Annotated in this window: 27 protein-coding genes, 8 tRNA genes and 1 rRNA gene; 21 read left to right on the top strand and 15 right to left on the bottom strand. The window is 31.0% G+C overall.

The window, feature by feature from the left end:
- Positions 1-5: 5 nt before the first annotated feature.
- The 9 genes from KMP69_RS02035 to KMP69_RS01995 form a co-directional block, all read right to left on the bottom strand.
- Positions 6-83: transfer RNA gene (locus KMP69_RS02035), tRNA-Asp, on the bottom strand.
- Positions 84-141: 58 nt separating this feature from the next.
- Positions 142-256, bottom strand: a 5S ribosomal RNA gene (gene rrf, locus KMP69_RS02030).
- 10 nt (positions 257-266) lie between these two features.
- A tRNA-Lys gene (locus tag KMP69_RS02025) sits at positions 267-343 on the bottom strand.
- 88 nt (positions 344-431) lie between these two features.
- Positions 432-508, bottom strand: a tRNA-Tyr gene (locus KMP69_RS02020).
- 90 nt (positions 509-598) lie between these two features.
- A tRNA-Pro gene (locus KMP69_RS02015) sits at positions 599-676 on the bottom strand.
- A gap of 12 nt (positions 677-688) precedes the next feature.
- Positions 689-765, bottom strand: a tRNA-Thr gene (locus KMP69_RS02010).
- Between the two features lie 110 nt (positions 766-875).
- Positions 876-1,583 (bottom strand): TIGR00297 family protein, encoded by a 708-nt coding sequence (locus KMP69_RS02005; RefSeq protein WP_250543613.1) that lies wholly within the window; start codon positions 1,581-1,583, stop codon positions 876-878.
- 25 nt (positions 1,584-1,608) lie between these two features.
- Positions 1,609-1,680 (bottom strand) — tRNA-Arg (locus KMP69_RS02000).
- 210 nt (positions 1,681-1,890) lie between these two features.
- Positions 1,891-2,094 (bottom strand): histone family protein, encoded by a 204-nt coding sequence (locus tag KMP69_RS01995; RefSeq protein WP_214400302.1) that lies wholly within the window; start codon positions 2,092-2,094, stop codon positions 1,891-1,893.
- Between the two features lie 172 nt (positions 2,095-2,266).
- Between KMP69_RS01995 and minD the strand changes: the two genes are divergently transcribed.
- Positions 2,267-3,049 carry a cell division ATPase MinD gene (minD, locus tag KMP69_RS01990; protein ID WP_214400301.1) on the top strand — a complete coding sequence of 261 codons (783 nt, stop codon included), beginning with the start codon at positions 2,267-2,269 and terminating at the stop codon, positions 3,047-3,049.
- A gap of 11 nt (positions 3,050-3,060) precedes the next feature.
- On the opposite strand, the gene KMP69_RS01985 is transcribed toward minD, so the two are convergent.
- Together KMP69_RS01985 and KMP69_RS01980 are read right to left on the bottom strand one after the other, a co-directional pair.
- The gene (locus KMP69_RS01985) at positions 3,061-4,104 is read right to left on the bottom strand and encodes an mRNA surveillance protein pelota (protein WP_214400300.1); all 1,044 of its coding nucleotides are present in this window, start codon (positions 4,102-4,104) and stop codon (positions 3,061-3,063) included.
- Between the two features lie 13 nt (positions 4,105-4,117).
- Positions 4,118-4,522: a Tfx family DNA-binding protein gene (locus KMP69_RS01980; protein ID WP_214400299.1), complete on the bottom strand. Its 405-nt coding sequence runs from the start codon at positions 4,520-4,522 to the stop codon at positions 4,118-4,120.
- Positions 4,523-4,599: 77 nt separating this feature from the next.
- Here KMP69_RS01980 and KMP69_RS01975 point away from each other — a divergent pair, with 77 nt between their 5' ends.
- The 3 genes from KMP69_RS01975 (at position 4,600) to KMP69_RS01965 (ending at position 8,139) form a co-directional block, all read left to right on the top strand.
- Complete coding sequence (locus tag KMP69_RS01975; RefSeq protein WP_214400298.1) at positions 4,600-5,244, top strand: protein-L-isoaspartate O-methyltransferase; 645 nt, start codon at positions 4,600-4,602, stop codon at positions 5,242-5,244.
- A 61-nt stretch (positions 5,245-5,305) separates the two neighbouring features.
- Complete coding sequence (locus tag KMP69_RS01970) at positions 5,306-7,039, top strand: ATP-dependent DNA ligase (RefSeq protein WP_214400297.1); 1,734 nt, start codon at positions 5,306-5,308, stop codon at positions 7,037-7,039.
- A gap of 44 nt (positions 7,040-7,083) precedes the next feature.
- Positions 7,084-8,139 carry a mechanosensitive ion channel family protein gene (locus tag KMP69_RS01965; protein WP_214400296.1) on the top strand — a complete coding sequence of 352 codons (1,056 nt, stop codon included), beginning with the start codon at positions 7,084-7,086 and terminating at the stop codon, positions 8,137-8,139.
- A 4-nt stretch (positions 8,140-8,143) separates the two neighbouring features.
- On the opposite strand, the gene KMP69_RS01960 is transcribed toward KMP69_RS01965, so the two are convergent.
- Entirely contained in the window at positions 8,144-8,752 is a 609-nt protein-coding gene (locus KMP69_RS01960; protein ID WP_214400295.1) for a translin family protein, read from the bottom strand.
- Between the two features lie 225 nt (positions 8,753-8,977).
- Here KMP69_RS01960 and KMP69_RS01955 point away from each other — a divergent pair, with 225 nt between their 5' ends.
- From KMP69_RS01955 to rpsS, 5 genes are all read left to right on the top strand, one after another.
- Complete coding sequence (locus KMP69_RS01955; RefSeq protein WP_214400294.1) at positions 8,978-9,985, top strand: 50S ribosomal protein L3; 1,008 nt, start codon at positions 8,978-8,980, stop codon at positions 9,983-9,985.
- A gap of 83 nt (positions 9,986-10,068) precedes the next feature.
- On the top strand, positions 10,069-10,830 hold the full coding sequence (gene rpl4p, locus KMP69_RS01950; protein WP_214400293.1) for a 50S ribosomal protein L4: 762 nt from the start codon (positions 10,069-10,071) through the stop codon (positions 10,828-10,830).
- Positions 10,831-10,855: 25 nt separating this feature from the next.
- Positions 10,856-11,116 (top strand): 50S ribosomal protein L23, encoded by a 261-nt coding sequence (locus tag KMP69_RS01945; protein ID WP_214400292.1) that lies wholly within the window; start codon positions 10,856-10,858, stop codon positions 11,114-11,116.
- Between the two features lie 26 nt (positions 11,117-11,142).
- Positions 11,143-11,868 (top strand): 50S ribosomal protein L2, encoded by a 726-nt coding sequence (locus tag KMP69_RS01940; protein ID WP_214400291.1) that lies wholly within the window; start codon positions 11,143-11,145, stop codon positions 11,866-11,868.
- Between the two features lie 69 nt (positions 11,869-11,937).
- The gene (gene rpsS, locus KMP69_RS01935; RefSeq protein WP_214400290.1) at positions 11,938-12,393 is read left to right on the top strand and encodes a 30S ribosomal protein S19; all 456 of its coding nucleotides are present in this window, start codon (positions 11,938-11,940) and stop codon (positions 12,391-12,393) included.
- A 102-nt stretch (positions 12,394-12,495) separates the two neighbouring features.
- Here the strand turns inward: rpsS and argJ are convergent, their stop codons facing one another.
- The 3 genes from argJ to KMP69_RS01920 are packed head-to-tail and all read right to left on the bottom strand — an operon-like array spanning position 12,496 to position 14,939.
- Positions 12,496-13,698, bottom strand: a complete 1,203-nt coding sequence (gene argJ / locus KMP69_RS01930; protein ID WP_214400289.1) for a bifunctional ornithine acetyltransferase/N-acetylglutamate synthase — start codon at positions 13,696-13,698, stop codon at positions 12,496-12,498.
- A gap of 15 nt (positions 13,699-13,713) precedes the next feature.
- Positions 13,714-14,145, bottom strand: a complete 432-nt coding sequence (gene cgi121 / locus KMP69_RS01925) for a KEOPS complex subunit Cgi121 (protein WP_214400288.1) — start codon at positions 14,143-14,145, stop codon at positions 13,714-13,716.
- 14 nt (positions 14,146-14,159) lie between these two features.
- Positions 14,160-14,939, bottom strand: a complete 780-nt coding sequence (locus KMP69_RS01920) for a CBS domain-containing ParB/RepB/Spo0J family partition protein (protein WP_214400287.1) — start codon at positions 14,937-14,939, stop codon at positions 14,160-14,162.
- A 267-nt stretch (positions 14,940-15,206) separates the two neighbouring features.
- On the opposite strand from KMP69_RS01920, the gene KMP69_RS01915 reads away from it, so the two are divergent.
- The 12 genes from KMP69_RS01915 (at position 15,207) to KMP69_RS01860 (ending at position 20,341) form a co-directional block, all read left to right on the top strand.
- Positions 15,207-15,295, top strand: a tRNA-Ser gene (locus KMP69_RS01915).
- Between the two features lie 73 nt (positions 15,296-15,368).
- Positions 15,369-15,821 (top strand): 30S ribosomal protein S13, encoded by a 453-nt coding sequence (locus KMP69_RS01910; protein ID WP_214400719.1) that lies wholly within the window; start codon positions 15,369-15,371, stop codon positions 15,819-15,821.
- Between the two features lie 54 nt (positions 15,822-15,875).
- Positions 15,876-16,424 carry a 30S ribosomal protein S4 gene (locus KMP69_RS01905; protein ID WP_214400286.1) on the top strand — a complete coding sequence of 183 codons (549 nt, stop codon included), beginning with the start codon at positions 15,876-15,878 and terminating at the stop codon, positions 16,422-16,424.
- Positions 16,425-16,449: 25 nt separating this feature from the next.
- The gene (locus KMP69_RS01900; RefSeq protein WP_214400285.1) at positions 16,450-16,839 is read left to right on the top strand and encodes a 30S ribosomal protein S11; all 390 of its coding nucleotides are present in this window, start codon (positions 16,450-16,452) and stop codon (positions 16,837-16,839) included.
- A 12-nt stretch (positions 16,840-16,851) separates the two neighbouring features.
- Positions 16,852-17,427, top strand: a complete 576-nt coding sequence (locus tag KMP69_RS01895) for a DNA-directed RNA polymerase subunit D (RefSeq protein ID WP_214400284.1) — start codon at positions 16,852-16,854, stop codon at positions 17,425-17,427.
- Positions 17,428-17,488: 61 nt separating this feature from the next.
- Positions 17,489-17,851: a 50S ribosomal protein L18e gene (locus KMP69_RS01890; protein ID WP_214400283.1), complete on the top strand. Its 363-nt coding sequence runs from the start codon at positions 17,489-17,491 to the stop codon at positions 17,849-17,851.
- An 18-nt stretch (positions 17,852-17,869) separates the two neighbouring features.
- Entirely contained in the window at positions 17,870-18,283 is a 414-nt protein-coding gene (locus KMP69_RS01885; RefSeq protein WP_214400282.1) for a 50S ribosomal protein L13, read from the top strand.
- Between the two features lie 9 nt (positions 18,284-18,292).
- Positions 18,293-18,715, top strand: a complete 423-nt coding sequence (locus KMP69_RS01880; protein WP_214400281.1) for a 30S ribosomal protein S9 — start codon at positions 18,293-18,295, stop codon at positions 18,713-18,715.
- Positions 18,716-18,769: 54 nt separating this feature from the next.
- On the top strand, positions 18,770-18,991 hold the full coding sequence (locus KMP69_RS01875) for a DNA-directed RNA polymerase subunit N (protein ID WP_214400280.1): 222 nt from the start codon (positions 18,770-18,772) through the stop codon (positions 18,989-18,991).
- Between the two features lie 35 nt (positions 18,992-19,026).
- Positions 19,027-19,103: transfer RNA gene (locus tag KMP69_RS01870), tRNA-Pro, on the top strand.
- Between the two features lie 73 nt (positions 19,104-19,176).
- Complete coding sequence (locus KMP69_RS01865; RefSeq protein WP_214400279.1) at positions 19,177-19,350, top strand: DNA-directed RNA polymerase subunit K; 174 nt, start codon at positions 19,177-19,179, stop codon at positions 19,348-19,350.
- 43 nt (positions 19,351-19,393) lie between these two features.
- The gene (locus tag KMP69_RS01860; RefSeq protein WP_214400278.1) at positions 19,394-20,341 is read left to right on the top strand and encodes a phosphopyruvate hydratase family protein; all 948 of its coding nucleotides are present in this window, start codon (positions 19,394-19,396) and stop codon (positions 20,339-20,341) included.
- Positions 20,342-20,368: the final 27 nt, after the last annotated feature.

Here is a 20,368-nt window from a genome sequence, read left to right as displayed (position 1 = left end):
AAAAATGGCGCCCTGGCCGGGATTTGAACCCGAGTCACGGGAGTGACAGTCCCGTATGATAGGCCGGGCTACACCACCAGGGCATAATAATGCCAAGGATAACCTAACAAAGCATTCAATAATAAATAATGAATAAAAAGAGGCCGGCGGCGTCGCCCCTTTCCCGCCAGATGGCAGTACTCGGGGCATCGCTGGGGGGCTTAACTTCCGAGTTCGGTATGGGTTCGGGTGTATCCCCCCCGCTATGACCGCCGTACCAAATGAAATGGCGGGCCCGAAGGGATTTGAACCCTCGACCACCTGGTTAAAAGCCAGGCGCTCTGCCAGACTGAGCTACGGGCCCTCTTTAGCCCTTAGCTCGTGTGCGTTCCAAACATATTGTATTTCTCCTATATATACTTTTTGGTTGAACCTTACAAAGGTATTGAAGATGGTCCGGCGGGCCGGATTTGAACCAGCGACATGCGGATCTACAGTCCGCCGTTCTACCAGGCTGAACTACCGCCGGACATAAAGTGGTGGGCTTGTCCTGATCCAAACGCAACTTTTAGAATAAGTTGCATCAAAAGTCTAAGAAAGCAGATTACTGATAGTTTAGTGGTGGGCCTGCCCAGATTTGAACTGGGGTCTCAGGATCCCAAATCCCAAAGGATAGACCAGGCTACCCCACAGGCCCACTAACAGAAAATGGAGCCCCGGGGGGGATTTGAACCCCCGACCACCTGATTACAAGTCAGGCGCTCTACCAGGCTGAGCCACCGAGGCTCATTTGCAGTATTAGTTAAATTACAGAAGTTATATATAAATTTTTCGGCTATTAATAAATTTAGTTATTTATGGGTTTGATTAAATCATTAATTTATAATATCATTAATTTATAATATCATAGCTACAAATATCCCTATGATACCTCCCACTATAGTAGCTATTAAATTAACATGTTCATTATTTAGAATCCCTTTTCTTTCATATACTGCCCCAACGAAACTATCTGCTAAATTACCAGAAATACCTCCAATGACACTACATAAAATGATATTAGGATTTCTAAAACATAGATATCCTATAACCCCTATTATAAAAGCTCCCAATAACCCAGCAACTAACCCAAATATTGTTATAGCTCCGTCAGTTCCTTTTTCTACGACTTCAAATGTAGTTATTAATCTTGGATTTTCGTTAGATAATACTCCTAACTCTGAGGAAAAAGTGTCTGAAGTTGCTGCAGCAATTGAAGATATATATCCAAACAATGCTAATTTAAAACCTAAAACTGTTAAAATTGCAAATATTAATGGGATTAAACCATTTGCTAAAACATTCTTTAAACTTCTACAACTTTCATATATGTTTTTATTTTTCTTTTTTTCTTTACCAATTTTACTAACTATAACTCCTAATACAAAAAAAGATAATAATAAAATTAAATATTTAAATCCACAAAAATAAAGTAATATAAAGCCCATAATAGAGGAACCAATAATTCCCTGATTATCTAAGCAATTACTTTTTTTAATAAGTAATGCTAATATAACAATAACAATTATAGAAACTACCAATTTAAGCATTATCTCATCATCCATAGCATTTTATGAAACTAATCATTAAAGCCCTGGCCGGGATTTGAACCCGGGTCTGGGGATCCGAAGTCCCCTGTGATGTCCCCTACACCACCAGGGCTCAGATATATATGTAATAATGTTAAATCAACTATATAAAATCAATAATAAAATCAATAAATAGTTATAAAAATTTTTAATCCTTAATTTTTTTAATATCTTAGAAAATAAATTAATTCCATAATTCCATAAAAACAAGACCTTCCAAAATTTATTTGTAAAAAATTAGTTGAAAAATAAAATATATCCAAAATATTCTAATTTAAAGAACTTACTGCTTTAAAGCTAACTTAATATCTTCGACTTTAACGGTTTTTCTCTTAGCATGCTTAGCTAAATCGACAGCCTCCTTAGCAATTTCCAAAGCAATTTCTTCAACTGCCTCAGCTAAGTATTCTGCAGCAGCTCTACTTACTCTCTCTGCTCCTGCCTTCTTCAATATTCTTTCAAATGGTGCTACTGGTAGTTCTCTCATTATTCCCACCTCTCAATAGATTTTCAATAAATAGTGATATAAATCCTTTATTTAAACTTTTCGGTTGATTTCATTTTTTACTGAAGGCTTTGAAAATTTCCATAGTATGTTAAGAATGAATCATTAAAAAGTAGAACACCAATAGTATAAACAAAACAATTATAGTGATATTATGATAATTACCATAGCTTCAGGTAAAGGTGGTGTAGGAAAAACAACGACTTCTGCATCATTGGCTGTAGGTCTTGCAAAATTAGGAAAAAAAGTTTTAGCTGTTGATGGAGATATATCCATGGCTAATTTGGGAATATTATTTAATATGGAAAAGAAAAAACCATCATTACACGAAGTTTTAAGTGGAGAGGCAGATATAAAAGAGGCTATTTATAAACATAGAACGGGAGTTTATGTTTTACCAACAAGTTTATCTTTAGAAGGTTATAAGAAGTCAGATATTGACTTACTTCCAGAGGTTATAAATGATATAGAGGATGAATTTGAATATATAATTATAGATGCTCCTGCTGGGTTAAATAGAGAGATGGCTACTCATCTTGCTGTTGCTGATAAGCTTCTACTTGTTGTTACTCCTGAAATGTTTTCAATTATTGACGCTGTTAGATTAAAAGAGAGTGCTGAAATGGCTGGAACTCCTTTAATGGGAATAGTGTTAAATAGAGTTGGTAGAGATTTTGGAGAGATGAGAAAGGATGAAATTGAGATGTTAATAAAAGGAAAAGTTTTAGTTGAAGTTCCTGAGGATGAAAATGTTAGAGCGGGAGCATTGAAAAATATGAGCGTTATAGAGTATAGACCAAACTCTCCTGCATCTTTAGCATATATGAAATTAGCGTCAATATTAGCAGGGGTTCCAATAGATTTTGAAATAGACATTAAAAAAATTAAAAAGAAAGAGAGCTTTATTGACAAAATTAAAAAGTTATTTTGGAGATGATTTTATTTTTATTATTCTATAGGAAACCTTAATAACCCTGCTATTCCTCCTAATGCTTTTAACTGTTTTCCAGCATCGTGTTCAGAGGAGACAATAACTACCTTCCCTCCCAACTCTTCAGTAGTATCAATTATTTTTTCAATTTCATTATTTCTTATTAAACTATCTGAAACTAACAATGTGTCTATGGCTGAGTATTCTAATGCCTTTTTAACATCATCAATTCCATAAACTGCCAATCCTTTTTTAGAAATTTCCTCTAAAAGTTTCTCTATTAATTGTGTTTCCTTTGCTACTCTTGATTGTGCATATATTTTATTAATAAGCCCTCTTTTAATAACTTCATTCATTCCAGATCTTGAAGTTGTAGATATAGTTTCCACTAAAATCTTACTTTTAAGTTCTGGATACTGAGTAGAGATAAAATTATAAAATGTATTCTTTGCAAACCCTGGACCAGCAACTAAGATGTTGTCAACATCATACTCTTCTAAAACCTTAGCAATTTCGTGATAGTATTCTTTTTTTAGTTCTTCGTTAATTTTATAATCCAACCTTTTAGATGTATGAGATTTTATAGAGCAAATTTCTTTTATAGTGTAATCTCTAACTTCGAAAATGTCTGCCTCTTCATCATCCATAACTACTACTAAAATCTTAGGTTTCTTAGAAGACTCTATCGCCTCTTTTATTCTATCAATTTGCCATTTTTTCCAATTTTTTTCAATTGAAAGTTCGTCAAATGGCTTAATTTCAAATGTGTGATGACTTCCAAGAGGGACATCATCTGGACCATGAATTATTGAACCTAAGATTCTCAATCTATTTAAATTTTCATCAAATTCTACATTTTTTACTTCAAGACCTAAGAACATTTTTCTTTTAACTCCTCTATCTGCTCTGATAACATCTCCTTTATCTTGCACTCTTCTCTCAGTAACTGCAAATACTTTATCCCCTTCTTCAATAATGTTATATAAAACCCACAAATCATCTAAATTTTCAGGCATAAGTTTAATAATATTTTTTTGTGGAATCTCTTCAAGAATCTTCATTTAATCCCCTCTATTATCTACTAATTTCTACATCTCCATTTTCAAGGATGTATATTTTAAATTTCTTTATGGTTATTCTATTTTCAATAAAATCTGAAGCTTTTTCTTTTATAAGGTCAATTAACTCCAAGGTGTTGTATTTTACTTTTATATTTTCTTCATCAGCTTTTTTAAATACAATTTTTGGAATCTCCAAGACATCGATACCCTCATCAATTTCAATAGATACTGGGGCAATAATCATATTGTAAATTTTTATTGTGTTATATGCCTTTTTTATATTTTCTTTTGCTCTCTTTTCTATCATACTAATATTTGCTCTACTTGTTCCCAATAATTTTGCAATCTCTTCTTGTGTTAAACCCTTTTTTCTTAATTTTAAAACCTTAATTTGTGTTTCTGTTAGAAAGGATTCCATATTAACACCATGTAGAAATTTAATGTTATAAAAATTATATAAAATAAAATTTATTTAAATTTTATTTGGTGATAAGTATGAACTTAGAGGAAGAGAAAAGGAAAGTTATTGAAAAGTTAATTAGGGAGGGGTATATAAAGAGTAAGAGAGTGATAGATGCATTACTAAAAGTTCCAAGAGAGGAATTTCTTCCCGAACATTTAAAAAAATATGCCTATGTAGATACACCCTTAGAAATTGGTTATGGTCAAACGATTTCAGCCATTCATATGGTAGGCATGATGAGTGAGTTATTAGATTTAAAGCCAGGAATGAAAGTTTTAGAGGTAGGAACTGGATGTGGTTATCACGCGGCTGTTACTGCTGAAATAGTTGGTAAAGATGGTTTAGTAGTTAGTATAGAAAGAATTCCAGAATTGGCTGAAAAAGCTGAAAGAACTTTAAGAAAATTGGGATATGACAATGTTATTGTAGTTGTAGGGGACGGAACTTTGGGTTATGAGCCACTGGCTCCTTACGATAGAATATATGTAACTGCCGCTGGGCCTAAAATTCCAGAGCCGTTAATAAAACAGTTGAAGGATGGAGGAAAATTATTAATGCCAGTAGGTAGATATTTACAAAAATTGATTTTAGCAGAAAAGAGAGGAGATCAAGTTATAATAAAAGATTGTGGTCCAGTAGCATTCGTTCCTTTAATTGGAAAGGAAGGTTTTCAATAAATCAATAAAATAGTTAGTTTTATTTAATCCTTTAATTATTTTAGTTATATGTGGTGAAATTATGCTATGGAAAGATGTTTGTGAAATATTTGACAAAATTGAAAAAACCACTAAAAGATTGGAAAAAAGAGATTTATTTATAAAATTAATTGATATGGTTAAAGAAAAAGGAACACCAGAAGATTTAAAAAAGATTTGTTACATGGCAATAGGTAGAGTTTATCCAGAATATGATGAAAGAGAATTAGGAATTGGAGAAAAACTTTTAATTAATGCGGTAACATCAATAGGAATTAAAAAAGATGAATTATTGGAGAAAATTAAAGAAACTGGGGATATTGGTTTAGCTATTGAAAAGTTAAAGTCGAAAATTAAGCAGTCCTATTTATTTTTTCAGCCATTAACGGTAGATGAAGTTTATAATACATTAAAGAGAGTTGGAGAGATTGAAGGAGAAGGTTCAGTAAAGAAAAAGTTGAGATTAATAAGTAGTTTATTTTTAAGAGCGTCACCAATTGAGTGTAGATATTTAGCGAGGTTAATATTGGAGGATATGAGAATAGGGATGAATGTTCCTACTATATTGGAGGCACTTTCAGTTTATTTCAATGTGCCTAAGGAAAAATTGGAAAAATTATATGCTATAACCAATGACATTGGGCTTTTAGCTGAGAAATTATTAAGAGGAAATTTAGATGATGAAGAATTAAAATTAAAAATATTTAGACCAATAAAACCTATGCTGGCACAAATTGCTCCATCAATTGAAGAGGCTTTATTAGAAATGGGTAGGGCACAATTTGAGACAAAGTATGATGGAGCAAGAGTTCAAATACACAAAGATAAAGATAAAGTTAAAATTTACAGTAGGAGATTGGAAGATGTTACAAACGCTCTTCCTGAAATTGTAGAGGCTATTAAAAAAATTAATGTAGATCAGTTAATTGTTGAAGGAGAATGTGTAGCAATTGATAAAAATACTGGAAAGCCAAGACCATTTCAAGATATCCTTAGGAGGTTTAGAAGAAAGTATGACATTGGAAAGATAATGAAGGAAATTAATTTGAGAGTTTATTTATTTGACATACTTTATAAAAATGGAGAATCATTTATTGATGAAGAGTTTGAAAATAGAAGAAAAGTTTTAGAGGAAATTGTTGGTTATGAAAATGATTGGAGAACTGAAAGGGAAAGAATAGAGAAAGAACTGAGATCAGATAAAATTATTGACATATCTTATAAGTTAGTTACTAACGATCCAAAAGAGGCTAAAGAGTTTTATAATTGGAGTTTATCTATAGGGCATGAGGGAGTTATGATTAAAAATCTAAAAGCCCCATATACACCGGGAAGTAGAGTTAGAACTATGTATAAATTTAAACCAACTCTTGAAAATTTAGATGTTGTAATTACAAAGGCTAAAAGGGGAATGGGTAAGAGAAAAGATTGGTATGGTTCTTTTGAAATTTGTGTTAGGGATGAAGAAGGTAATTTATATCCAATCGGACATGTAGGAACTGGATTGACTGAAAGTGACTTAGAAATGTTAAAAGAGGAGATTGATAAAATAATTATTAGAGATTTAGGGGAAGAGGTAGAAGTTGAGCCAAAAATTGTTATTGAAGTTGCTTATGAAGAAATACAAAAATCTGATAAGTATCCCTGTGGATATGCTTTAAGATTCCCAAGAGTTGTAAGATTTAGATTTGACAAAGGTAAGGATGATATAAACACAATAGAGGATGTAAAAAGAATTTACGAAATTCAAAGAGGTAGAAAACAGAATAATAAGTAAGTAAATTAAACAATAATTAACTTTTATAAGAAAGGTGTAGGAGTATGGAGATATTTAATAATACTCCAACTCATATAGTTATTTTTATTGCTATTACATTGTTAGGAATTGTTGCAGGAAAAATTGTAGATAAATTTATAAAAAATTATATAAAAAAAATTGTATCTAAAACAAAAACAAAACTTGATGATATTTTTTTAGACGCCATAGATATACCAACAGTTGTAATTATAGTGGTTATATTCTTTTATTTTGGATTGAACTTTTTAGTATTACCTGATTACATTCATAAAATCATAGAAAGTGCTATAAAAGTTGTTGTTATTTTTTCAATAACATACTTTGCTGTTAAGTTTGTTGATGGGATTTTCGAACATTATGTATCACCATTAGTTGAAAAAACTAAAACAAAACTTGATGATCACATATTTAAACCGTTAAAAAAATTTACAAAAATATTAATAATAGTTCTTGGAATATTAACTGCTTTAAGTTCTGTTGGATATGATGTAACTGCTATATTGGCTGGTTTAGGTATTGGAGGTTTAGCAGTAGCACTGGCAATGCAAGATACAATAAAAAACTTTATTGCAGGTGTTTTAATATTAATTGATAAGCCATTTAGTTTTGGACACTGGGTTAAAGTTGGCGATGTTGAAGGAATCGTTGAAGAAATTGGTATGAGAAGTACAAGAATAAGGACATTTGATTATACATTAATAACAGTCCCTAATTCTAATTTGTTGGAATCCTCTATTGAAAATTTAACAGTTAGGGATAGAAGAAGAGTTTTAATGACTATTGGTTTAACTTACAATACACCAGTTGAGAAAATTAAAAAAGGTAAAGAAATAATAACAAATATTGTTGAAAATCATCCTGCCACTCTACCCCCCTATAGAGTTCATTTTACAGAATATGGTGATTGGAGTTTAAATTTAAGAGTAGAATATTTTGTAAGAAATATTAGTTTTGATTATTATTTAAATGCTGTTGATGAGATTAATTTAAAAATAAAAGAGGAGTTTGAGAAAGAAGGAATAGAGATGGCATTCCCAACATATACAGTATATTTAGAGAAAGATGAAAAAGATAATTAAATATTTATTTAAGATTTTTTACATTTTTTAAATCTTCTCTAAGTTTCAAATTTTCTATAAATGTAACTATATCTCCATGAGTTTTTTCTAAGATTCCTCTACATATATCTTGCTTTCTTCTTAAATTATCTACAACATAGTAGTAATCAAAGTTCATTAAAAAATCGTATAATGTTTCCATAAATTTAAAGTATCTTTCAACTTCTGATAGATCATCATTTTTCATAGATTCTAAAACTTCTCTCCTTAATTCCCCAATCACATCAGATAATCCCAAAATATAATTTTCCTCCTTTATAAAATCAAGGTCTTTAAACTTAGGAATTTTATTTTTAAATTTTATCATATACAATGCCAATGCCTCTACGAACTCCTGCTGAGGAGTTGATAAATATCCAACAAACTCTGGAAATGTTGCCATACTATTCAATTTTTTAATTTTTTCTTCAATTTCTTTTAATTTATCTTCAAAATTTTCTTCTTTGTCTGATTTATGTATTTTTCTAATTAACATTGAGCAATCTCTTACTATTTCCCTTGATAATTTTAAAATTTCTTCTCTAACGCTGTCTTTATTTGCAAGGTAGTTTATTAAGTATTCTACCTCTTCCATGATCATCACCAAAAATTTTATATACCCTTTTGTTAGTATTTGTTTATACACTTCTTTTCTTTTATTATGTTTATTAATATTAATGCAAACCTGAAAAGCCTTAATAGGCAATGACAGGTTTGCGCTATTATAGGCTTAAATTTAATATAGTATAAACACACTAAAACATAAAAACACAATTAAGATTTTTTAATTTATAGTAATAAATATTTCGGAGGTTAGATTATGGGGTTAAATGTTAATAGACCAAGAAGAGGTTCCTTAGCATTCAGTCCAAGAAAAAGAGCAAAAAGACCTGTGCCAAGAATTAGAAGTTGGCCAGAAGAAGATACTGTAAGATTGCAAGCATTTCCTGTATATAAAGCAGGAATGAGCCATGCATTTATTAAAGAAGATAATCCAAAAAGTCCTAATGCTGGGCAGGAAATATTTACTCCAATCACAATATTAGAGGCTCCGCCAATTAATGTATTTGGTATAAGAGTTTATGGAAGAAATGAGAGAAACTATTTAACAACATTAACAGAAGTTTGGGCAGATAACTTAGATAAAGAATTAGAAAGAAAAATCAAATTACCAAAGAAAGAAGATAAAAAGACAGTAGAAGATTTAGAATCATTAAAAGATAAAATAGAGGATGTTAGAGTTTTAGTTCATACAAATCCAAAATTAACATGCTTGCCAAAGAAAAAGCCAGAAATTTTAGAAATTAGAATTGGAGGAAAAAATATAGATGAAAGATTAAACTACGCTAAAGAGATTTTAGGTAAGCAATTAAATATTACAGATGTCTTCCAAGAAGGAGAATTAGTTGATACAATTGGAGTTACAAAAGGTAAAGGATTCCAAGGACCTGTAAAAAGATGGGGAGTTAAAATACAATTTGGAAAGCACGCAAGAAAAGGAGTAGGTAGGCACGTAGGTTCTGTAGGTCCATGGCAACCAAAAATGATAATGTGGACCGTTCCAATGGCAGGGCAAATGGGTTACCACCAAAGAACAGAATACAATAAAAGAATTTTAAAAATTGGAAATAATGGAGAGGAAATTACTCCAAAAGGAGGATTCTTACACTATGGTGTTATTAGAAACAAATATGTTGTATTAAAAGGTTCAGTTCAAGGACCAGCAAAGAGGTTAATTGTGTTAAGAAGAGCTATAAGACCACAAGAACCATTAATTAAGGTTCCAGAAATTACATACATAAGTACAACATCAAAACAAGGGAAATAATCAGGGAAATTAAAATAAACTAATTTAAAATTAAAAATTTTAAACGATAAATATGAGTAAATAGATGATAAAGGTGAATAAAGATGAAAGCCGTGGTTTATAATTTAAATGGTGAAACAGTCAAGGAAATTGAATTACCATCAGTATTTGAAGAAGAATATAGACCTGATCTAATTAGAAGAGCATTTTTATCTGCATTTACTGCAAGATTGCAACCAAAAGGTTCAGATCCTATGGCTGGTAAGAGAACTTCTGCAAAGTGTATAGGTAAAGGGCATGGTATGGCAAGAGTTATAAGAACCCCACAAGGATGGGCGGCATTTGTTCCACAGGCTGTTGGAGGTAGAAGAGCACATCCACCAAAAGTTGAAAAGATATTATGGGAGAGAGTAAATAAAAAAGAAAGAATTAAAGCAATAAAAAGTGCTATTGCCGCAACAGCAAATCCAGAATTGGTTAGAGAAAGAGGACATATATTTGAAAATGAAAATTTACCAATAATCGTTGAAAATTCATTTGAAGATTTGCAGAAAACAAAAGAAGTTTTTAAAGTTTTTGAAAAATTGGGAGTAAGTAGTGATGTTATAAGGGCTAAGAATGGTATTAAGATTAGAGCTGGAAGAGGAAAAATGAGAGGTAGGAGATATAAAAAGCCAAGAAGTGTTTTAGTTGTTGTTGGTGATAAATGTAATGCAATATTAGCATCAAGAAATCTACCTGGAGTTGATGTTATAACAGCCAAAGATTTAGGAATTATACACTTAGCTCCAGGGGGAGTTGCTGGAAGATTAACAGTATGGACTGAAAATGCTATAGAAAAATTAAAAGAGAGATTTAACAAATAAAAAATTTGAAACAAGGGGATGAATTATGGATGCTTTTGATGTAATAAAAATGCCGGTAGTTTCAGAAAAGGCTGTTAGATTAATTGAAACAGAAAACAAGTTAGTATTTTATGTAGATAGAAAGGCTACAAAAAGAGACATAAAAAGAGCAATGAAAGAATTGTTTGATGTTGAAGTAGAAAAGGTAAATACATTAATAACTCCTAAGGGAGAAAAAAAGGCATACATTAAGTTGAAAAAAGGATATGATGCTCGTAAAATAGCTGCAAGCTTAGGAATATACTAAGATTAAATTAAAAAACGGTGATGAATATGGGTAAAAGATTAGTATCCCAAAGAAGAGGTAGAGGTAGCCCAACATATACAAGTCCTTCACATAAAAGAAGGGGAGAAGCAAAATATAGAAAATTTGACGAATTAGAAAAAAAAGGAAAAGTTTTAGGTAAAATTGTTGATATTTTACATGATCCTGGAAGAAGTGCCCCAGTAGCAAAAGTAGAATATGAAACAGGGGAGGAAGGGTTATTAATAGTTCCAGAGGGAATGAAAGTTGGAGACATAATAGAATGTGGAGTTACCGCTGATATAAAACCAGGAAATGTTTTACCATTAGGATCAATTCCAGAGGGTATTCCAGTATTTAACATAGAAACAATCCCAGGAGATGGTGGAAAATTAGTTAGAGCAGGAGGATGTTATGCTCATATCTTAACACATGACGATGATAGAACATATGTTAAATTACCATCTGGACATATTAAGGCTTTACATTCAATGTGTAGAGCTACAATAGGAGTAGTCGCTGGTGGAGGTAGAAAAGAGAAGCCATTTGTTAAGGCAGGTAAGAAATATTATGCTATGAAGGCTAAGGCTATTAAATGGCCAAGAGTTAGAGGAGTAGCAATGAACGCAGTCGATCACCCATTCGGTGGTGGAAGACACCAACACACTGGAAAACCAACAACAGTTTCAAGAAGAATGCCTCCAGGAAGAAAAGTTGGACACATTGCAGCAAGAAGAACTGGAGTCAGGAAGTAATTTTCTCTAAATTTTTTCTACCTACCTTCATAAATTATAAATAAAAATAACAATTAATGGTGAATTAATATGGCATCTAAAAGAAGAAGATTAAGAAAGAAAAAACAGGTAATTTCTAAGAAAGTTGAATTTAGATATAGAGGATACACATTAGAAGAATTACAACAAATGCCTTTGAGAGAGTTTGCTAAATTATTACCTGCAAGGCAGAGAAGAACATTGTTAAGAGGATTAACTCCACAACAGAAAAAATTGGCTATGAAAATTAAAAGAGCAAGAAGATTGTTAAACAAAGGTAAAGAACCAAGAATTATTAGAACTCACTGTAGAGATTTCGTTATAACTCCAGATATGGTTGGATTAACATTTGGTGTCTATAATGGAAAAGAGTTTGTTGAAGTTAAAGTGACTCCTGAAATGATAGGTCATTACTTAGGAGAGTTCTCATTAACAAGAAAACCAGTTCAGCACGGAGCTCCTGGTATGGGTGCTACAAGAAGTTCAATGTTCGTTCCAATCAAATAAATTTGGCAAGATTTATTACTATTTTTTATTTTGATTAATAAGATTTACTAATCTAAATTTATAAATATAGATTTTAAAATAAAAAATAATTTAAAAAATAATTTAAGTAGTGTATTCAGCATTTATTCTAACATACTCATAACTTAAATCACATCCATAACAAACATTTTCAAAGTCACCCATTTTTAAATCAACTATTATTTTAATTTCATCACTTTTCATAATTTCTTCTGCTTTTTTTAACTCATCAGTTCCTTCATCTGCTAATGGAGTTCCATCTTTGACTAAATAAACCTCCTCCTTATTATTACCAATTATAATATCAACAATACTTGGATCAAAATCAGCCCCACTATACCCAACTGCCGCTAAGATTCTTCCCCAGTTAGGATCTTCTCCAAATATTGCAGTTTTTACTAATAAAGAATTAACTATTGCCTTTGATGCTTTAATAGCATTCTCTTTAGTTTTTGCTCCTTTAACTATTACCTCTACAAATTTAGTGGCTCCTTCTCCATCTTTGACTATCATTTTGGAAAGTTCTCTACAAACATAAAGTAAAGATTTTTCAAACTCTTCCTTACATTCCTCATAATTAACTCCACATCTACCATTAGCTAAAATAAAAACAGTATCATTTGTAGAAGTATCTCCATCAACAGATATATTATTGAAGGTTTTATCCACAACCCTATGTAAAATTTTAGTTAAGTTTTCTTTGTCAATAATTATGTCGGTAGTTATAAAACAGAGCATAGTAGCCATATTGGGATGTATCATTCCCGCTCCCTTAGCAATTCCCCCAATTCTAACTTTTTTTCCATTTACTTCAAACTCAACTGCAATCTCTTTTGGTTTTGTATCTGTTGTCATTATAGCCTTAGCGGCATTTATAGAACTACTCTCTTTTTGCATTAATTCATAAACTTTTTTTATTCTATCTTTTATAATTTCCATATTCATTTTTCTTCCAATTACTCCTGTAGATGCCACTAAAATTTCCTCTTCTTTGATATTAAAAAGTTCAGCAACTATTTTCTGCATTTCTTTTGCATCTTCTAAACCATTTTTTGTAAAGCAGTTAGCGTTTCCACTATTTGCAACTATTGCCCTAAATTTATCTCTATTTTTTATTAGGTTCTTTGATAAAACAACTGGATGAGCTACAACTTTATTTTTTGTAAAAACACCAGTTCCAACAGCTTCATTTTCAGAGATAATTATTGCCACTCCATACTTTCCTTCCTTATAACCATTAGCCTTAAAACCTTTTGGGGCTATAACTCCACCATTAATAACTTTCACAACATTCACCTTATTTTATTTTAATTCAATTAATGCTATCTTCTCTAAAACTCTCTCAACAGTATTTCCAAAACCTTTTATGTTAAAAGCTTTTCTAATTAGTTTTTCTTTTTCTTCATTAAGTTCTAAAACTGAATCATCAACTTCTCCACCTATTAGTTTATGAATCTTTTTAAATGTATCCTCATCTTTACATACTACACAAACATTTCCATCTTTTGCTCCTATAATCTTTATAGCCTCCTGTATCTGCCTCTGTCCAGAAGCTCTAACTAAAATTTCAATCCAAAAATTTTTAGCAATTGGTTTTTTTGTCTTAGCCTGATTTATTGCATGTAGTATATGTTTTTTTGTCGCTATTAAATCAGCATTTAAAATTTGAAATTCTAATCCTAAATTAAAAATGTCTTTATTTATTTTTGCTCCTCTTATACCTTTAATTATCATAACTATCCCTAAATTTAATATACTTTTTTCAATTTAACTGAGTTTTCGTCTTCCTCATCAACAATCTTAATATCATCCAATGATTTTAAATTCATCATTTCAGCAGTCTTCTCGATACCAAGTTTTTTATCCGTATCTAAGTAGATAACATAAGCATCTAACTTTGGAATACCCATTTTATATGCCGCAACTGCCCTATGATGTCCATCTATTAAAATATAATGGTTATCATTTTTTTTCTTTATTACTATTATAGGTTCAGCTAATCCTTTTTTTAGTTCATACTTTCTTCCAACTAATTCATCAGCTTGTATTTTATTTTGGGTAGGTTTTAATTTAGTAACCTCCACTTCTTTCTTTTCGACTTTTAAGTTGTATCCTAAGCTTTTATAAGTTTTAATTATATTTTCTAATTTTTTAGGAGTAGTTTTTTCTATTTGTGATCTAATAACATCCATATTTGATATTATTCCAACCAAATTATTCTCATTATCTACAACTGGTAATTTTGAAAAGCCTGTTCTAAACATTATTCTACCAACATCCATTATATTAGCGTCAGGAGTTGTAACTACCATATCCTTTCTTTTAGTCATTACATTTTCTACTTTTTCATTATCATCTTTACCGACAATATCATTAACTGAAACTATTCCTATTAATTTTCCATTCTCTACAACAGGAAATGAGTTATGACCTGTTTCTTTTATCAATTTAATAACATCCTTAACCGTGTTATCTTTAGATACAGTTATGACATTTTTTGTCATATACTCAGAAACTTTAACTTTCATATTATTTCCCCCTATTAATACTATAATTAAAGAGTAACAACATATAAGGTTTAAATATTATGCATTAGAATTAATATAAAAGTTTATTTTAATTCTGATTTTGAGTGATTAATATATTTTTATATGCATCTGTATAGAAATACCTTAATTTTTAAATCTACAAACCGAAAATAATATATAAGTATAATTGACATTAATAATCATAGCATAAGGTATAGGTTTTAATATTGGTGCCATAAATTATATAAAGCACAAAACACTTTTAGAGCGGAGGTAGCCTAGCCCGGCCAAGGCGTGGGACTGGAGATCCCATGGGGCTTTGCCCCGCGGGGGTTCAAATCCCCCCCTCCGCGCCACTTATTTTTTATTTTTTGTTTTTTATTTTTATATTAAAACACGAATTATGGAGGTGCAACCTTGACTGAAAATATGCAAAATTCTGAATTTAAATACTTAATTAGAGTTTCAAGAACAGATTTAGATGGTAATAAAAAGTTAATAATGGCTCTCCAAGATATATACGGCGTTGGAGAGGCAATGGCAAGAGCTGTTATAAGAGTAGCTAAATTAGACCCTAACAAGTTGGCAGGTTACTTAACTGAAGAAGAAGTTAAAAAAATTGAGGAAATATTGGCTGATCCTGCTAAATATGGAATACCATCATGGATGTTTAACAGAAGAAAAGATTATGTTACTGGAAAAGATAAACACGTTATTGAAAGTGACTTAATGATTGTAAAACAAGAAGATATAAACAGATTGAAAAGAATTAGATGTTATAGAGGAATTAGGCACGAACTTGGATTACCATGTAGAGGACAGAGAACAAAAAGTACATTTAGAAGAGGACCTACTGTTGGAGTTTCAAGAAGAAAGAAATAAACTAATAAGTTTATAAAACAAACATAAATTTAAAAATTTAACAAAGGTGATTAAATGGGAGATCCAAGAAGAAGATTTAAAAAAACTTATGAAACACCTAACCACCCATGGATTAAAGAAAGAATTGAAAGAGAAAAAGAATTATGTAGGAAGTATGGGTTAAGAAGAAAGAGGGAAGTCTGGAAAGCTGAAACAATTTTAAGAAAGTATAGAAGACAGGCAAGAAGATTAATTAGCGATAGAACAGAACAAGGGGCTAAAGAAGCTGTTCAGCTATTTAATGTATTGAAAAGATATGGTATTTTAAAAGTAGAGAATCCTACTCTTGATGATGTCTTATCATTAACAGTTGAGGATATTTTAGAAAGAAGATTACAAACACTCGTATTTAGAAAAGGATTGGCAAGAACACCTAAACAAGCAAGGCAGTTAATAGTTCATGGTCACATAGCAGTTAATGGAAGAGTGGTAACTGCTCCAAGTTATATGGTATCAGTTGAAGAAGAAAACAAAATTACCTATGCAAAAAACTCTCCATTTAATTATGAGGATCATCCAGAAAGAGCAAAAATTATAGGTTTAGAAGAAACACAAACTGAATAAATTAAAATAAGAAAGGTGAAATACCATGACTGAACAAAAAAAAGAAAAATGGGGGATTGTTCATATATACTCATCTTATAACAACACAATAATTCACGCGACAGATATTACTGGAGCGGAAACTATTGCAAGAATCTCAGGAGGAATGGTTACAAGAAATCAGAGAGATGAAGGTTCTCCATATGCAGCAATGCAGGCGGCTTTTAAGTTGGCTGAAGTATTAAAAGAGAGAGGTATTTACAACATACATATAAAAGTTAGAGCTCCGGGAGGTAGTGGTCAGAAAAATCCTGGACCTGGAGCTCAAGCGGCAATTAGAGCATTAGCAAGATCTGGGTTAAGAATAGGAAGAATTGAAGATGTTACACCAATACCACACGATGGTACAACTCCTAAGAAGAGGTTTAAAAAATAAAGGTGGTAACCTTTGATTACACTTAAAGAGAAGAAAAAAACAAGAATTGGTGAAAATTTTATTTTTTCTTTAAAAGCACCAATATCTTTTTCTAATGCTATTAGAAGAATAATGATTTCTGAAGTTCCAACCTATGCTATTGAAGATGTTTATATATATGAGAATTCTTCATCAATGGATGATGAAATTTTAGCACATAGATTGGGATTAGTTCCAATTAAGGGAAAACCATTATTAGAAAATGAGGTTATAAAATTCACCTTAGAAAAAGAAGGGCCTTGTGTGGTTTATTCATCAGATTTAAAATCTGATAATGGAGAAGTAGCATTTAAAAATATTCCAATTGTAAAATTAGGTAAAGGACAAAAGATACAGATTGAATGTGATGCAGTTCCAGGTATCGGTAAAATACATGCAAAATGGCAGCCATGCAATGCTGTTTATAAACAAATTGATGAAGATGAGGTAGAATTTTTAGTAGAAACATTTGGTCAAATGGAGGCTGAAGAAATATTAGAAGAGGCTGTTAAAATATTAAAAAATAAGGCAGAAAGTTTTTTAAAACAACTGGAACAAATTGAGGAATAATACTATATAATATTATTAAATTTTTTAAAACCTTAAAAAGGTTTAAAACACGGTGAGAATTATGAAAAAGATTAGAGCAACAAATCCAAGATTGGTTAAGTTAATTGAGACTTTAAAGTATGAAAGTTATAAAAATCAGGCAAAGATTTGGAAGGATATAGCAAGAAGGTTAGCAAAACCAAGAAGGAGAAGAGCTGAAGTAAATTTAAGTAAAATAAATAGATACACAAAGGAAGGAGACATAGTTTTGGTTCCTGGTAAGGTTTTAGGAGCTGGTAAATTAGATCATAAGGTAATAGTTGCGGCATTTGCATTTTCAGAAACAGCTAAAAAGTTAATTGAAGAGGCTGGAGGAGAGGCTATAACTATTGAAGAATTAATAAAAAGAAATCCAAAAGGTTCAAATGTTAGAATTATGGCATAAAACACGTTGGTGATAGTAATGACAGTAATAGATGCTGAAGGAGCGATATTGGGAAGATTAGCTTCAGAAGTAGCGAAAAGAGTATTAAGAGGAGAAGAAATAGTTATAGTAAATGCTGAAAAGGTAATTATAACTGGTAATAGAGATTGGATTATAAAAACATATCAAGAAGAGAGAGAAAAGAAAAACGTTGCTAATCCAAGAAGATTTGGTCCAAAGTTTCCAAGAAGACCTGACGATATATTGAGAAGAACTATAAGAAAAATGCTTCCATATAAAAAACCAAAAGGTAGAGAGGCATTTAAGAGAGTTAAGGTTTATGTTGGCAATCCTAAAAATTTACAAGTTGATGAAAAAATATCTCATCCATTAAACACTACAAAGTATATTACATTAGGTGAGTTAAGCAAACACTTAGGAGCGAAATTCTGAGGTGATTAAATGGAAGAACAAAATAAAAAAATAGTTTTAACAGTTGGTAAAAGAAAAAGGGCAATTGCAAGGGCTGTAGCAAGACCTGGAAAAGGTAGAATAAGAATTAACAAAATACCAATTGAGTTAATAGAACCAAAGTATAAAAGAATGAAATTAATGGAACCTATATTGTTGGCTGGAGAGGAAATAATTAGCCAGATGGATATAGATGTTACTGTAAAAGGCGGAGGAGTTATGGGACAAATGGATGCCGCAAGAACCGCAATTGGTAAGGCAATTGTTGAATTTACTGGTAGTAAAGAGTTGAGAGATAAATTCTTAGCTTACGACAGAACATTGTTAGTTAGCGATGCAAGAAGAACCGAGCCACATAAACCAAGTAGATCTACAAAAGGTCCAAGAGCAAAGAGACAAAAATCTTACAGATAAATTCTTTACTTTATTTATTATGTTATAATTTTCTTTTTATAATGGGTGATGATTATGATGTTCCCAATTAGATGCTTTTCTTGTGGTAATGTTATTGCCGAAGTTTTTGATGAATATAAAAGAAGAATATTAAATGGAGAAAATCCAAAAGATGTTCTGGATGATTTAGGAATTAAGAAATACTGTTGTAGAAGAATGTTTATATCATATAGAATTAGTGAAGATGGAAAAGAGATTATAGATGAAATTATTGCTCACGATGAAAAATACTTATAAAAATTTTTAGTTCTTTAGAAATTATACACTCTTGTGGGGCCGTGGGGTAGCCTGGTTATCCTGTGCGCTTGGGGGGCGTGCGACCCGGGTTCAAGTCCCGGCGGCCCCACCATTTTAACATAAACACATAAAATAAATAAAAATAAGGTTATTTTTCAATAATTTAATATGTTAGGGGTGAGATTTTGAAATTAACGAAATTTGAAATTGCGAGAATTTTAGGGGCAAGAAGTTTGCAATTATCCAATGGAGCATATACAACAATTGAAACAACCTTAGATAGTTCATTAAAAATAGCTTATGAGGAGCTTAAACAAGGAAAAGTTCCTTTAAAACCTATAAGACCAATAAAAGGGTAGAAACTACTATTTTTTAATTGATTTCTAATTGAGGTGGATGTATTTGACAAATGTTATTATTGAAAAAATTAGTGCAAAAAAAGTTTTTAAAGGAGCTAAAATTAAAGTAATGATAACTACAATGACAAACATTTCAGCAGGTTATGATATTATTGATGTTGCCAATCCTGAGGAAGCTATAGCTGACGTTGAAAATGTTATAGCTCCAGAACTTATAGGATATCCAGCAACTGACATTGATTTTATTGACTCATTAATTTGTGAAACTTCAGCATCTAACAATCCTAATGTTGCCATGGGAATATCTATCAGCATAGCAAGAGCGGCATCAAATAGTTTGGATATTCCTTTATTTAAATTTTTAGGGGGAGCTTTAACAACAGACTTACCAATAGTAGCCTCAGGAATATTGGTTGATAAAAATGATAATGAATTAATCCCAATAGTTATGGCTGAATCTATAGAGGATATTGTTAATTTCTATTTAAAATTGTCTAAAAGGTTGGTAGAGGACTATTCTATTGTAAATATTAATGGAGCATACACTTGTAGTGATATATTCAACGAAATCCCAAAAATTAGGAAATTAATTGATGAGCTTAAAGAAGATGAGGATTTAGATGTTTTATTAGGACTTAGTACTAAAAAGGATATTGTTAAAGATAAGGAATTATCTCAAATTGACTACTTAGAAGTTGAAGAACCCATAGAGTTTGATGGATTTTTATGCACGGATATTATTTATGAGGAAAGTGATTTTGTTAAAGTATATCCTTACGAAATGGGAACGATAACTGAGATGTATTACTATATAAACTATATTATGGAAAAAGGACTTTATCCAGTAATATTTGGAAATAATTCCTCATTTGCACATATAGCAGTTAGTTTTAAAGTACCATTTTTGAGATCAAATCTTTCCTCAAATGTACTAAATGAAGTTTGGAACATAGAGAGAACTATAGTTAATCCAAATATAAGAAGATTTTAAAACTTTTTTAATTTTTAAATTTTTATT

The organism is Methanocaldococcus lauensis (genome assembly GCF_902827225.1).
Taxonomy (GTDB): domain Archaea; phylum AGJL01; class Methanococci; order Methanococcales; family Methanocaldococcaceae; genus Methanocaldococcus; species Methanocaldococcus lauensis.
This window is presented reverse-complemented; position numbering and strand designations above follow the sequence as displayed.

Excerpts from the sequence above, each read along its gene's own strand:
- cgi121 (WP_214400288.1), bottom strand. The coding sequence starts at position 14,145 with ATGATAATTAAAGGTATAAGAGGAGCAAAAATAAATAAAGACATTTTT.
- KMP69_RS01980 (WP_214400299.1), bottom strand. The coding sequence starts at position 4,522 with ATGGAATCCTTTCTAACAGAAACACAAATTAAGGTTTTAAAATTAAGA.
- KMP69_RS01965 (WP_214400296.1), top strand. The coding sequence starts at position 7,084 with ATGGAGATATTTAATAATACTCCAACTCATATAGTTATTTTTATTGCT.
- rpsS (WP_214400290.1), top strand. The coding sequence starts at position 11,938 with ATGGCATCTAAAAGAAGAAGATTAAGAAAGAAAAAACAGGTAATTTCT.
- KMP69_RS01955 (WP_214400294.1), top strand. The coding sequence starts at position 8,978 with ATGGGGTTAAATGTTAATAGACCAAGAAGAGGTTCCTTAGCATTCAGT.
- KMP69_RS01875 (WP_214400280.1), top strand. The coding sequence starts at position 18,770 with ATGATGTTCCCAATTAGATGCTTTTCTTGTGGTAATGTTATTGCCGAA.
- KMP69_RS01975 (WP_214400298.1), top strand. The coding sequence starts at position 4,600 with ATGAACTTAGAGGAAGAGAAAAGGAAAGTTATTGAAAAGTTAATTAGG.
- KMP69_RS01905 (WP_214400286.1), top strand. The coding sequence starts at position 15,876 with ATGGGAGATCCAAGAAGAAGATTTAAAAAAACTTATGAAACACCTAAC.
- KMP69_RS01940 (WP_214400291.1), top strand. The coding sequence starts at position 11,143 with ATGGGTAAAAGATTAGTATCCCAAAGAAGAGGTAGAGGTAGCCCAACA.
- KMP69_RS01910 (WP_214400719.1), top strand. The coding sequence starts at position 15,369 with ATGCAAAATTCTGAATTTAAATACTTAATTAGAGTTTCAAGAACAGAT.
- KMP69_RS01960 (WP_214400295.1), bottom strand. The coding sequence starts at position 8,752 with ATGGAAGAGGTAGAATACTTAATAAACTACCTTGCAAATAAAGACAGC.
- minD (WP_214400301.1), top strand. The coding sequence starts at position 2,267 with ATGATAATTACCATAGCTTCAGGTAAAGGTGGTGTAGGAAAAACAACG.
- KMP69_RS01885 (WP_214400282.1), top strand. The coding sequence starts at position 17,870 with ATGACAGTAATAGATGCTGAAGGAGCGATATTGGGAAGATTAGCTTCA.
- KMP69_RS01985 (WP_214400300.1), bottom strand. The coding sequence starts at position 4,104 with ATGAAGATTCTTGAAGAGATTCCACAAAAAAATATTATTAAACTTATG.
- KMP69_RS01900 (WP_214400285.1), top strand. The coding sequence starts at position 16,450 with ATGACTGAACAAAAAAAAGAAAAATGGGGGATTGTTCATATATACTCA.
- KMP69_RS01995 (WP_214400302.1), bottom strand. The coding sequence starts at position 2,094 with ATGAGAGAACTACCAGTAGCACCATTTGAAAGAATATTGAAGAAGGCA.
- KMP69_RS01890 (WP_214400283.1), top strand. The coding sequence starts at position 17,489 with ATGAAAAAGATTAGAGCAACAAATCCAAGATTGGTTAAGTTAATTGAG.
- KMP69_RS01970 (WP_214400297.1), top strand. The coding sequence starts at position 5,306 with ATGCTATGGAAAGATGTTTGTGAAATATTTGACAAAATTGAAAAAACC.
- KMP69_RS02005 (WP_250543613.1), bottom strand. The coding sequence starts at position 1,583 with ATGGATGATGAGATAATGCTTAAATTGGTAGTTTCTATAATTGTTATT.
- KMP69_RS01880 (WP_214400281.1), top strand. The coding sequence starts at position 18,293 with ATGGAAGAACAAAATAAAAAAATAGTTTTAACAGTTGGTAAAAGAAAA.
- rpl4p (WP_214400293.1), top strand. The coding sequence starts at position 10,069 with ATGAAAGCCGTGGTTTATAATTTAAATGGTGAAACAGTCAAGGAAATT.
- KMP69_RS01920 (WP_214400287.1), bottom strand. The coding sequence starts at position 14,939 with ATGAAAGTTAAAGTTTCTGAGTATATGACAAAAAATGTCATAACTGTA.
- KMP69_RS01945 (WP_214400292.1), top strand. The coding sequence starts at position 10,856 with ATGGATGCTTTTGATGTAATAAAAATGCCGGTAGTTTCAGAAAAGGCT.